Here is an 11,596-nt window from a genome sequence, read left to right on the forward strand (position 1 = left end):
AGGGGGTGGCCCTCGGATTTAGAACTTCGGCAGAGGAGGGAGCTTGATCTCCGGCGGGTGGATATTGAAGATGTCCGCAAATCCTTGGATCAACGCGCCGACCGCCATAACGATGCCGGCGATGCCAAGTAAGACAGCGACACCGTTGGTCAGTTTAGCCAGGAGAGAATCGTCGTCGGTGGAGGAGAGGTTTTTCCAGTCGATGCTGGGCTTGCTGCTCTTTTCGGTGTCCGCACTAGAGTCTTGAGCGGGCGCAGGATCGCCAGAGTCGCTGTACTTAAGATCAAGTGCAATTGGCTCGATTTCCTTGCCTAGCTCGTACGCGAGAAGAGATGCGACACCGCCGTCGGCGAGTTTGCCTCTTGAAGTCGTGGCCTTGTAGTTCTTTCCGGGAGTGATCTTTTGGGGGAGGGTGTAGGTTGCGATGACAGCGTCATCAGCCTCTGAACGCTGATCCGGATCGGACCCGGGAAGACCGCCCACAACCACGTAGTCCGCAACGAACTTGGCTGTGGTGTCTACGATCTCGACCTTCATGTCGGAATAGGTGAGGTTGAGACCCCATTCACCCTCCTTGTAGTGGTCCTTGTGCCCGAGGAACGTCAGCGCGCCATCGAGTTCAATCGTTCCGTTGCCCTGCTCGTCCAAAGTGATGCCGGCTGGGTTGACGGGCAAATCGAAGCCTATGGTTGAGCCAGAAGAATTGGTTTTCTTCTTCGCGCCGTTGTCAGCGGTGATCACTCCACGGGCAATGGGACCTTGCACATAGTTGAGGAAAGTTGCCTTAATCGGCCAACTCACTGTGCCAGTCGGCCGGGGTGCCTCTTCGGCCTGAGAAAACGGGGCCACAGTGGTGCCGATCAGAACCGTGGCAGCCAGTGCGTACGAAATTCGATGATGGGTTGGGATCATGTTTCTCACTCAATTGATTGTGTTGCGGTTGAAAGAGGTTGACCCCCGCGCGGCGGATTCGCCGAACGGGGGTTTACTCGGGTTGGAAGGTTGACGGTTTAGCGGAAGAACTGCGGGAACAGCTTCGGGCCGACAAAAGCGCCGATACCACCGAGCAGGGCGAGGATCGCACCGACGATGCCGATGATGCCTCCGGTGCTCAGGCTCGATCCTTCCTTGCCTGGGTTTTCCTTGTCCTTGAATTTAAGCTCGATCGTGAACGGGTCGGCTTCCGGTTTGTAGTCCTCGCTGTATGCTAGGAGCGAATCGTAACCACCCTGCTTCAAGCGGCCTTCCTTGGAAGTCACCTTGACGGTTGAGTTCTCCTCTGGAGTCACTGCCTGAGGCAGTTCGTATTCCGCAATGACAACGTCATCGCCCGTCGGTTTACTTGGTGCGCCAGAGCCCGGAAGACTGCCGAAGATCTTGTAGTCTGCGATGAACTCAGCCTTGGTGCCGGTCACCTTCACTTTCAAGTCATTGTAGGTCAGGTCCAAGCCCCAGCCGCCGTTCTCGCCGAGCCCCGGGTGTGCAAGGAACTGGATGGCGCCGTCGAGAGCGATCGTGCCGTTGCCTTGGGCATCGAGCGTTGTCTTCGCTGCGTCCACCGGAAGGTTGAAACTCTCAGTCTTGCCTTCAGCGGGAACCTTCTTGGCACCATCCTTCACGTGGATTTCGCCCTTCGCAAAGGGCTTCGCGATGTAGCTCAGGAAGCTCTCTTTGAGCTTCCAGTCCATGGTGCCGGATTCGACAGCTGGAACAGTCTGTGCAGCAGCGGAGGGGATGATCAATGCAGTTGCGGCGACTGCCGCGGTGGTGGCGGTTGCCAGAGATTTGGAGAAGTTCATGGAGATCCTTTCGGTATGCTTGGGGTCCACGAAAGCATACTAAGGATTGCCTAACCTAAGCAACCTTTGGTTGTTGATTACACCTTTTGGGGGAGGAGCCCAAAGGGATTCACTGCCATTTGATGTCGAAGAGCGTCGAGGTGTCGGCGTCGATACGCTCCTCCTTCTCCGGCCGGACGTAAACGCCGCGTTCCGTGCGTTCGACGTGGATGGGCCAGTCGTAAACTCGGGAGAGCACCTCGTCGGTGTAGACCTCGTCTAGGTTTCCGGTGGCGGAAACTGTGCCGTGGCTCAAGCACACGAAGTGGTCGCAGTACGCGGCGGCGGCTTGTAGGTCATGGAGGACGACGACGACGGTGCGGCCAGCCTGGGCTAGTTGACGCACCGTGCCGAGGGTGCGCTGCTGGAAGCGTATGTCCATCGCTGCGGTGGGCTCGTCGAGGAAGACAATCGGTGTTTGCTGAGCGAGGATCCGTGCGAAAGCGACACGGGCGCGTTCACCGCCGGACAAGGTGGTCACATCTCGGTCTTGCAGATGCGCCACACCGGCGACATTGAGAGCCGCGTCGACCACAACTCGGTCGTGTTCGCGGGTGGACTGCTTTGTCCATGGAGTGCGGCCCATTTCTACGACGTCGCGCACGAGAAATGAAAAGGCGACCGAAATGTCCTGCAACATGACGGAACGGGTCTGGGCGAGTTCGAGCTTGGTCGCGTTGAAAACGTCGACACCGCTTAGGGAAACAGTGCCTGACGCCGGTTGCTCATCGCCCGCGATCGCAGATAAGAGAGTCGACTTGCCTGCTCCGTTGGGGCCGATGACCGCGGTAATTTTCCCGGCGGGGGCTTCGATTGAGACATCCTCCAGGATGCTGGTGCCGCTGCGGGCAACATTGATGCCGGATGCAGTTACTGTCACAATGCTCTCCGTTTCCGGATCATCTGGCGCAGTAGGAAGAAGAACGTGGGCCCGCCAATGAGAGCGGTGAAGATGCCGATAGGCAAATCCGCGAAGGGGATGAGCGTGCGGGAAAGGATGTCTGAACCTGCGATCAGTAGCGCACCGCCAAGGGCTGAAGCTGGCAGAAGGACGCGGTTGGAGGGGCCGGCTATGGTGCGGATGATGTGGGGGATGATCAAACCCACGAAAGCTATGAGGCCGGCGAAGGAGACGGCGGCTGCGGTGAGCAGTGTGGATAAGAAGAGTGCCGCAATCCGCAACCGTGGCACGTTCAAACCAACGTGTGCGGCCGCCGTGTCACCGAGTGCAAGCAAATCGAGTTTTCGACCGAGCATGACCGCAAGCACCGCCGTTATGGTCACAATAATGGCGACGATGCCTGTGTGCTCCCAGTTCGCGCCCGCGAGAGTGCCCATTTGCCAGAAGATGATCTGCTCGCGTGCGGTTGTGGGCGCGAGGAACACGAGCATTGAAATTGCCGCGCCAGCAATTGCGTTGGCGGCGATGCCCACCAGAACGAGGTTGATCACTTGAACCTTCCCGTCCATGCGGGCGAGCTGGTAAACAACCGCGGTGGTGAGGACACCAGCGATGAATGCGAAAAGCGGCACGGCCCACGTGCCGAAAAGACCGCCACCGAAGACGATCGCGACGGCTGCGCCTACGCCTGCGCCACTGGTTACGCCGATGATTGATGGCTCAGCCAAGGGGTTGGAAAACACCGCTTGCATGAGTGCTCCGGCTAAACCGAGCGCCGCGCCGACGAAGAGCCCGAGGGCGAGACGGGGGAGACGGATCTGCCAGATCACCGAAGAGTCGAGATCGGTCGCATTCATCGGCCCGGCGATCAGAATCGGCCAGAGCTCGCGCACAGACAGGTCGTATTGCCCGACGATTACGGATGCAGTACTCGTCACAGCGAGCAGCGCAGTGGTGATGACATAGATCGCGATGCGACGCGTTTCCCGTTTACGAAATGTATCGTTCGCACGCTTTTCAACGATTGTGCTGCCTCCCATTACCCCTCACCGTAAAGTGCATGCGCAGCGCGCAGTAGCAGTTCAGGAGTCTGCGGCCCGTAAGCGAGGGAGTCGCCGTCGGGAAGTGTGAGGACTCGCTTGTTCTGTCCGGCCTGAGTTTGCGCGACACCGGGGCGCTGGAGAAGGCCTTCGATCTCACCGGTCGATTCGAGGCCGCCGGACATCATGACGAACAATTCTGGATTGACCTCCGCGAGCGCCTCTGGGCTGGCTGGAGAAGGTGCGCCGATACCGTTTTCCGTGTTCACGTCCACCCCGCCAAGGGCCGAAATCAAGTCCTGCGTGTGGTTCTCGCTCCCGAGTAGGTAGAACACGCCACCCGTTCCTCGTGCATAAAGGAAAGACATGCGCAGCGGCTCGGCCGGAAGAACTTCAGCGATGGCGGCCTTTGCCTCTTCGAGCTCTTTTTCTGTGCGCTCAGCGAGTTGTTCGCCGATGCTGGGTACTCCCATTACAGCTGCGAGATCGCGGATGTCCTGCCCGATGGAGTCTAACTGGCGCTTCGGTTGCATGACGACAGTGGTCACGCCTGCTGCGCGGATCTGGTCGATGGCTTCCTGTGGGCCGATCGAGTGGTCGACGATGACAAGCGTTGGCTTCAGGTTGAGCACTGCTTCAGGGTTGAGGGTGTGGCCGCCTTCAGTAACCACCGGTACTTGACTGAGCGACTCTTCGGTGGAACTGACCGTGCGGCCGACGATATTGTCGGTGAATCCCAGACCCCGCAAAGTCTTCGAGTATGTGCCGTACAGATCGAGCGCGAGAATGCGGGAAGTGTCTTCGACGACAACATCGTGGCCGTCCGCATCCGTCAGCTCGACGGGCAGAGCTGGCTTCGGGGCGGAAGTGATGGGCTCGACTTCGCCGAGGTTGCTAACCTCCGCAACACCAGATTTCCCGTGCGGGTCCTGCCCCGCCTGCAGTGAGTCTGCGAGATCTTGCGTCTGCGACTGGGTGGGGTTGTCCCACGAGGCGCATCCGGTAGCGAACACGAGGGTGGCAGCCATGCAGGCGCCGAGGAGGGTTCTCTTCACTGGGAGGATCCTTCTTTGGATTTTTCGGCCAAAAGTCTAGTTTCGAGTGACAAAGTGGGTGAGTACACCACCCGCGGTCACGAAGGAAGCGAGGATGGTCAGCATCTGGGCGATGGCCGAGTCGTCCCACGTGAACCCATCCTCTTTGGAGTTCTTGATTTGGAACTGGCTCTCTCCGGTGCCCTTGGACTCGCTCACGCTATCCACGCCCTCAACCTCGTTGAAGACGCTGTCCGCTGTATCGGAGTCCAGAGTGCCTGCGGTGCCGTTGGTGCCGCTTCCACCTCGTAGCGCCGCAGCCTGATCGGCTGAGCCTCCTTGGCCGGTTGCGGATGCCGAAACAGAGTCGCCTTGGCCTTGAGCACAGTTGGGCTTGCCGCCGAGGGTGGCAGTGAAAGAGATCGGATCGAGGGCATCGCCGACTGGGTAGAAATGGGCGAAAGCTTCAGCGCCGACCGCAGTGAGTGTTGCGGTCGCGGTACCTGATGCCGAACCCTCGGACACGTTCAAATCGCTGAATGCCAAGTCCGCCAAGGCAACGCGGCCGTAATCATGCGGGTTGCCCTCTGTGTCGTTGGACGTGGCGTTGACAATGAGTTTCCCGGAATTCCCGGAGAATTGGATTTCCAAGTTGGAGAATCGTGTGTCGAGGATTCCATCGTGTCCGGTAAAACGAGTCGCCCCCGGGAAGAGAATCGAACCAGATTTGTTCTGCACGTTGACGGCACCTTGGTTTCCGGACCACTGGAAGGTGCCGTTTGAATCGCTAACCTTGGACAGCTGCCAATTGCCCTTGGCAATGGTGCCGCGAATGTAGTTCCGGAAAGACTGTCGCACACCCCAGGCAGCTTGAGCGTTCTGCACGCCGCGGGATCCATTGTCAGCGCAGACTGCGCCGGACCCGCCGCCTGCGGTAGCCGGAGCAGCTGCGGCACCGCCAGAGCCAGAGTTGACTGTGGAGTTCCGCGGAGTCGCCGCCGCGGTGCCGCCGCCGACAGGGGCGTTGCTGGTGCTCTGTGAGGCCGTCAGCTTAGATTGGTTCTGGCCGACGCCGACCGGGGATACCTCGGACGCTGTGAGTGTCGGCGAGGTGCCGCCTGAAGTGCCGGCACCCGTCGTTCCAGAATTTCCGCCGCGGCGGTTTGCCAGCTTTTCTGCGTTGGTGAGCACATTGTCGGTGTTCACCATGAGGCCGTTGATCTCAACAAGGGTGTCGTTCACAGTGCCCAGGAGATAGGCGGGACCTTCAGTTGCGTTGGAGCGGGTAGCGCCGCGGTCCCCGGAACCCGATCCTGCGCCTGCGCCTTCGCTCCCGAGTCCGAGAGAGGGGGCGGGGCCCGATTCGTCGCGGAGAGAAACTTCGACGTCGATGCCGTCCATGGGTGCGCCGGGTTTGTAGAACGTTTTACCGAATACCTCGAGGGCTTGAGGATTGTTGGGCAGCACGGATTGGTTGGGGGCGCTTTGGATGCGCACGGTGTCTTGCGTGAAGTCGGGTGCGGATGTCAAGGTCATCGTGGCCAAGGGCACGTTCTTCCAGTCCTTGAAGTTGCCCTTTGTCTTCGTGTCGATGAACTCTCGCCCGTACGCGTCCGCGTACACCTGTGCCTGGTTTCCCTTGACCTTTAGACGGATGTTCTTGAGGGTGAGGTTGAGGATGTCGTTGTGGCCGACGAACTGCACCTCACCGTCAAACGCGATGACACCGGAGGCCTTTCCGCTCATGCTGGACTGCTTGGCGGTAAACGTGAACTGTCCACCGGAAAGCGGTGCGGTGCCGCGGATGCTGCCTTTGGCGATGTTCCCCGTGATGTAGTTGCGGAAAGATTCCTTCACGCCCCACTTCATCTGACCGGAATACACGGCCCGGTGACTGGTAGTGGCTGCGGTGGTGTCGGTCTGTGCCTGAGCCAGCGGAGCAGGCCCGAACCCGAATACCAACGCTGGTGCGCCGGCTCCAAGAACCGAAATGGAGGACGCGGCAAAAAGGGCTACGATTTTGTTCTTGACCATGGAGTTTTCCTTCGGGTATGGGCTTCAAGTTTGTGCGTTGACCAAGGGTAGGCTAACCTTAGATTCCCAAAAGATCAAGCGAAAGGTTGATTGTGAACGCGAATCCTTACGGCGTGACCCAGACGTTCAGCCGAGTTCATGACGATCCGGTGAAGGACCCGTCTAGACGGTTGAAGTTTGAGGCCTGGGAACGCGGTGCGGTCACATTGGCCACGGCGGTCCTCGCTTTCGGTGGGGCCGCCGGCAACACGGTTGTCACGCTGGTAGGGGCCGTGGGGCTCCTCGTGGTGATTGTGGCCATGTCCCAGATGCCGGACCGCAAAGCCCGCCGGGCGGAGAGGGAGAAGCACCCGGAGTACGAATGGATCGAGGACCATAACCGGACCGGAGCGGGCATCGTTCTGGGTGTTGCCTGGTTCTGCGTCATGGTGGTTGTGGGGACGATCCTGTTCTTCTTTCCGAATGGTTACGCGCTCACCGGCGGCGTGATCGCGGCGGGGGTCAGCGCCGCGATTGTCATGGCGGCGCTGCTCATCGTGGACCGCTAGAGCTGCTTCACCAGAACTGGGCTGATGCCGGCGAGGTCGGCGAAGACGGCACTGTTGAGCGTGAAGGCCTGCTTGGCGTGGTCGACGAGGGTAGCGCGCTCGGCCTCGTTGAAGGAGAGCTCGTCGAGGGCCTGCTTGTAGGCGGCGCGGAACGGTGGGATCTTGCCCACGGCGGAGAAGTCGTAGAACGTCAGCGCCTCCTCGGTGAAGCCGTAGTGGTTGGCGAGCGTGCGTGCGATGACCTGGCCGCCAGCGATGTCGCCGAGGTAGCGGACGTAGTGGTGCGCGATGATGGCTGGAGCGTCTTCGGGGGAGAGGTTCTCGAGTTTCGCAATGTAACCACGGGTGGCTGGAAGCGGCTCGATTTCTTCGCGCCAGTTCGGTCCGATCATGGAGGCGAGGTCCTGCTCGAGAGCGGGGACGCGCTCGAGGCGGGCGTCGGCAATGGAAGCGACGGCGTCGCTAGTCTCACGGCCGCGGCGGGCGGCCTCTTCGAGGGCGGAGTAGATGAAGTAGTACTGTGCGGTGAGGTTGACTGCGTCCTGGCGGGAGAGCTCCCCTTTGGCAAGGCTAGCCATGAAGGCGGTGGTCTCGGCCTCAGTGTGCGCAGCGGCGGTCTGAGTCTTGAGGGTCTCGGAAATAGAAGTGGTGGCAGCGGTCACCGCGTTCCTCCTGTAGATGTCTGTGATGCAATTTAGGGTTCCCTAACTTAACTACAGTAAGGCTTACCTAATAAGCAAGCTTCGAGCGCAGGAGGGCGGAAAATTCAACCGAAAGGTTTAGCACTTTCGTTTATTTATGAAACGTTAGTGTGACTTAAATCAACTAACCCTGGTCGAGCCACTCGCGGATCATTTTTAGCGCGCCGTGCTCGGCATTGGATGCTGCGATGATGTCCGCGATCGCCTTGAGTTTGTCGTGGCCGTTTGCCATGGCAACAGCGGTGCCGGCGGTCTGAAGCATTTCGTAGTCGTTCAGATAATCGCCGATGGCCGCGGTGTCGGCGATGTCGACGTGGAGGGTGTCTGCAAGGGCGCGCAAAGCGAATCCCTTGTTCGTCTCCGGCGACATGATGTCGACCCAGTTCGCGCCCGAGACCGCGATGTTTTGGCCCACTGCGGTTTGGGCGACTGGCAGGCCATCTTCTTCCGCATTGGTTTCGACGAAGAAGGACACCTTGATGGTGGGATCCTCAGAGGTTTTCGCCGCCTCAAGCAGGGAAGAAACGGGGCGACGCGAGTGGTAATACTTGCTGATTTCGCTGAAGACCGCATCCGGAAGGTCAGAAGCGATCAACGCATATTCCGGTTTGCACAACACCGGGTGAATCGGCGCGTCCGATTCGGCAGCGGCGGTGAGCACGGTGCGTACGACGTCTTCATCCATCGGCTTGGTGGAGACGATTTCGCCCTTGTGCCAGACCGCGCTGCCGTTTTCCGCGATAAAGGTTTCCAGTCCTCTTCCGTCGAACATATCCTGAAGCGTGGCTAGTTGGCGGCCGGATGCGGGGGCGATGACCATGCCTTTGCGCTTTGCATCTTCAAGGACGGGCCAGAACTCATCGGGGATATTTCCAGCTGGGTCAACGAGGGTTCCGTCCATATCCAGGGCGACAATGCGGGGAAAAGTCATAGCAGTCCTTTACACGCTGTGGAACACTGGCTTCATGGTAGAAAGCACCACTGGACCAGTACATATTGCCGTCCGGAAGTCTACCGGAGTGATCACTCTGGACAGGCCCGAGGCGTTGAACTCCATCAACCCGGAAATTCTCTACCCAGTCATCGAAGCGCTGGAGAAATGGCGGGACGATGATGGGGTGGAACAGGTCGTCGTTAAGTCTTCTGGCAAGCATTTTTGTGCTGGTGGCGACGTGCGCAGGGTCCGTGAACAAGTCTTGGCGGGCAACCATGCGGAAGCCGATGAATTCTTCGCCCGTGAGTACGAGATGAACCTGATGATCTCGCAGTACCCGAAGCCGTATATTTCGTTGATTTCCGGTGTGGTCATGGGCGGCGGGCTTGGTTTGTCGGCTCACGGCAGTCACATCGTGATTACGCCGGATGCATTTGCCTCCATGCCGGAGATGAATATCGGCTTCTTCACCGATGTGGGTATGAGCCACCGGCTACAGAATCTACCGAAGCAGCCTTCGCTGGACCTGGGCATGTTTCTAGCGCTTTCCGGTTACCGCCTGAAGGCTAATGACATGATGGCGACGGGACTGGCAACCCACCTTGTGGAATCGCTCGACGGGCTTGCCGATCGCATCATTGCGGAAGGACCGGGGGTACTCGAGGAGGTAGCCATCGAGCCGGGGGAGTCAGAGTTAGAAAAGCTCTACCCGCTTATTCGCGGAGCGTTCAGCGCCCCCTGGTCACAGATCAAACAGAACATCGAATCCGTTCCGGAATTGGCGGAGATTGTCGAGCCCCTTATCGCACATGCATCGCCATCCTCGCTGGTAGCGTCGGCAGAACTGATGCTGGCCAACTCAAAGCACGATCTCGCGGGAAGTTTGGAAAATGAGATTCGACTCGGCAAGAAATTGCGCCAGGAAACGGATTTCCTCGAAGGAGTCCGCGCGGTATTGGTAGACAAAAGCAACGACGCCCGCTTCGAACCGGAGCCTGGGCCGGAAAAATACCGTGACGTACTAGAATAAAAACCGTTTGAGCAACACGAGACGTGAAAGGACGCAGCGTGAACGCTGAGAGCCCGGTGAACCCGAACCCGCACGACAACCCAATGGATGATTGGAACCACAAGCTGCAGTTGGCACAGGAGATGCTGCCACTGATCAGCAAACTCCACCGCGAGAACAACGTGGTCACTTCGATCTATGGTCGTCTGCTGGTGGGCATGACGGACATCGAGATCATCAAGGCGCACCGCTACGCGCGCCGCGTTGTCGCCCGCGAACTCCCGCTGGATGACACCCTGCCAATTCTGCGCGAGCTGACCACCATGAACCTGGGTACCGCTTCGATCGACCTGGGTCGACTGGCAAAGAACTATTCCCGAACTGAAGGGACCGAATTGCGTTCCTTCCTAGAGGAGGAACTGGCTGAGGTCATCGGTGCCGATTGTCACCGTATTCCGCGCGATGTCGTCCTGTACGGCTTCGGTCGCATTGGTCGCCTGCTTGCCCGCATCCTCCTTGCACGTGAGGCCCAGTACGGTGGTGTGCGTTTGCGCGCTGTCGTCGTGCGCAAGAAGGGCGATGACGATGTGATCAAGCGTGCATCCCTGCTGCGCCGCGATTCTGTCCACGGCCCGTTCAACGGCACCATCACCGTTGACCGTGAAAAGGAAGTCATCTGGGCTAACGGCACCCCGATCCAGATGATCTACTCCGACGACCCAGCTTCGATCGACTACACCGCCTACGGCATCAACGATGCGATCGTGGTGGACAACACCGGTCGCTGGCGCGACCGTGCTGGCCTGTCCCAGCACCTGCAGTCCAAGGGCGTTGCACGCGCACTGCTGACCGCGCCGGGTAAGGGCGATGTGAAGAATATCGTCTACGGCATCAACCACCGTGATATTGATGATTCGGAGCAGGACCGCGTTCTGTCCGCAGCATCGTGCACCACCAACGCGATCACGCCGGTGCTCAAGGTCGTCGGCGACCGCTGGGGTGTCAAGCACGGGCACGTGGAAACGGTTCACTCCTACACCAATGACCAAAACTTGGCCGATAACTTCCACAAGGGAGCACGCCGTGGTCGTGCAGCTGGCCTGAACATGGTCCTGACTGAGACGGGTGCAGCGAAGGCAGTTTCTAAGGCTCTGCCTGAATTTGAGGGCAAGCTGACCGGTAACGCGATTCGCGTACCTACCCCGGATGTCTCCATGGCGGTCCTGAACCTCGACCTGGAAAACGAAGTCGACCGTGAGGATGTGAACAACTACCTGCGTCGCGTCTCCACCGACTCGGATTTGCGCCAGCAGATTGACTACATCCAGTCGCCGGATATCGTTTCCACCGACTTCGTGGGCACCACCCACGCGGGCATTGTCGATGGTCTGGCCACGATTGCGTCTGGTAACCACCTGGTGCTCTACGTCTGGTACGACAACGAGTTCGGTTATTCCAACCAGGTGATCCGCATTGTCGAGGAGATCGCTGGCGTGCGCCCGAAGATTCTTCCGACACGCAAGGCTCCGCAGGAGATCCGCTAAAGGGGAGTTCCGT

The 11,596-nt window shown here is 59.2% G+C and carries 11 protein-coding genes; 3 read left to right on the top strand and 8 right to left on the bottom strand.

Features of this window, described 5'->3' with window-relative positions:
* Positions 1–18 precede the first annotated feature (18 nt).
* The 6 genes from Q0X21_RS02730 to Q0X21_RS02755 all read right to left on the bottom strand — a co-directional run bounded on the left by Q0X21_RS02730 (position 19) and on the right by Q0X21_RS02755 (position 6,847).
* Positions 19–912: an HtaA domain-containing protein gene (locus Q0X21_RS02730; RefSeq protein WP_297850208.1), complete on the bottom strand. Its 894-nt coding sequence runs from the start codon at positions 910–912 to the stop codon at positions 19–21.
* Positions 913–1,010: 98 nt separating this feature from the next.
* On the bottom strand, positions 1,011–1,799 hold the full coding sequence (locus Q0X21_RS02735) for an HtaA domain-containing protein (protein WP_297850209.1): 789 nt from the start codon (positions 1,797–1,799) through the stop codon (positions 1,011–1,013).
* A gap of 109 nt (positions 1,800–1,908) precedes the next feature.
* A complete protein-coding gene (locus tag Q0X21_RS02740; protein ID WP_297850210.1) occupies positions 1,909–2,718 on the bottom strand; it encodes a heme ABC transporter ATP-binding protein in 810 nt (269 codons plus the stop codon).
* On the bottom strand, positions 2,715–3,779 hold the full coding sequence (locus Q0X21_RS02745; protein WP_297850211.1) for an iron ABC transporter permease: 1,065 nt from the start codon (positions 3,777–3,779) through the stop codon (positions 2,715–2,717). The genes Q0X21_RS02740 and Q0X21_RS02745 overlap by 4 nt, the downstream gene beginning before the upstream one ends.
* Positions 3,779–4,807, bottom strand: coding sequence for a hemin ABC transporter substrate-binding protein (locus Q0X21_RS02750; protein WP_297850251.1), 1,029 nt, complete (start codon positions 4,805–4,807; stop codon positions 3,779–3,781). The genes Q0X21_RS02745 and Q0X21_RS02750 overlap by 1 nt, the downstream gene beginning before the upstream one ends.
* Before the next feature lie 63 nt (positions 4,808–4,870).
* The gene (locus Q0X21_RS02755; protein WP_297850212.1) at positions 4,871–6,847 is read right to left on the bottom strand and encodes an HtaA domain-containing protein; all 1,977 of its coding nucleotides are present in this window, start codon (positions 6,845–6,847) and stop codon (positions 4,871–4,873) included.
* A gap of 92 nt (positions 6,848–6,939) precedes the next feature.
* Between Q0X21_RS02755 and Q0X21_RS02760 the strand changes: the two genes are divergently transcribed.
* Positions 6,940–7,395: a hypothetical protein gene (locus Q0X21_RS02760; protein WP_297850213.1), complete on the top strand. Its 456-nt coding sequence runs from the start codon at positions 6,940–6,942 to the stop codon at positions 7,393–7,395.
* Here the strand turns inward: Q0X21_RS02760 and Q0X21_RS02765 are convergent.
* Both Q0X21_RS02765 and Q0X21_RS02770 read right to left on the bottom strand, forming a co-directional pair.
* Positions 7,392–8,057 carry a heme oxygenase (biliverdin-producing) gene (locus Q0X21_RS02765; protein WP_297850214.1) on the bottom strand — a complete coding sequence of 222 codons (666 nt, stop codon included), beginning with the start codon at positions 8,055–8,057 and terminating at the stop codon, positions 7,392–7,394. The two genes, Q0X21_RS02760 and Q0X21_RS02765, sit on opposite strands and share 4 nt — an antisense overlap.
* 163 nt (positions 8,058–8,220) lie before the next feature.
* Positions 8,221–9,027, bottom strand: coding sequence for an HAD family hydrolase (locus Q0X21_RS02770; protein WP_297850215.1), 807 nt, complete (start codon positions 9,025–9,027; stop codon positions 8,221–8,223).
* A 34-nt stretch (positions 9,028–9,061) separates the two neighbouring features.
* Between Q0X21_RS02770 and Q0X21_RS02775 the strand changes: the two genes are divergently transcribed.
* Both Q0X21_RS02775 and Q0X21_RS02780 read left to right on the top strand, forming a co-directional pair.
* On the top strand, positions 9,062–10,060 hold the full coding sequence (locus Q0X21_RS02775) for a 3-hydroxyisobutyryl-CoA hydrolase (protein WP_297850216.1): 999 nt from the start codon (positions 9,062–9,064) through the stop codon (positions 10,058–10,060).
* Between the two features lie 83 nt (positions 10,061–10,143).
* Entirely contained in the window at positions 10,144–11,583 is a 1,440-nt protein-coding gene (locus Q0X21_RS02780; protein ID WP_297850252.1) for a glyceraldehyde-3-phosphate dehydrogenase, read from the top strand.
* Positions 11,584–11,596 lie beyond the last annotated feature (13 nt).

Origin of the sequence: uncultured Corynebacterium sp. (assembly GCF_947253065.1) — a bacterium.
Taxonomy (GTDB): Bacteria; Actinomycetota; Actinomycetes; order Mycobacteriales; family Mycobacteriaceae; genus Corynebacterium.

Coding starts and splice junctions, on each gene's coding strand:
- Q0X21_RS02780 (WP_297850252.1), top strand. CDS start 10,144: ATGGATGATTGGAACCACAAGCTGCAGTTGGCACAGGAGATGCTGCCA.
- Q0X21_RS02730 (WP_297850208.1), bottom strand. CDS start 912: ATGATCCCAACCCATCATCGAATTTCGTACGCACTGGCTGCCACGGTT.
- Q0X21_RS02745 (WP_297850211.1), bottom strand. CDS start 3,779: ATGGGAGGCAGCACAATCGTTGAAAAGCGTGCGAACGATACATTTCGT.
- Q0X21_RS02755 (WP_297850212.1), bottom strand. CDS start 6,847: ATGGTCAAGAACAAAATCGTAGCCCTTTTTGCCGCGTCCTCCATTTCG.
- Q0X21_RS02770 (WP_297850215.1), bottom strand. CDS start 9,027: ATGACTTTTCCCCGCATTGTCGCCCTGGATATGGACGGAACCCTCGTT.
- Q0X21_RS02775 (WP_297850216.1), top strand. CDS start 9,062: ATGGTAGAAAGCACCACTGGACCAGTACATATTGCCGTCCGGAAGTCT.
- Q0X21_RS02735 (WP_297850209.1), bottom strand. CDS start 1,799: ATGAACTTCTCCAAATCTCTGGCAACCGCCACCACCGCGGCAGTCGCC.
- Q0X21_RS02750 (WP_297850251.1), bottom strand. CDS start 4,807: ATGGCTGCCACCCTCGTGTTCGCTACCGGATGCGCCTCGTGGGACAAC.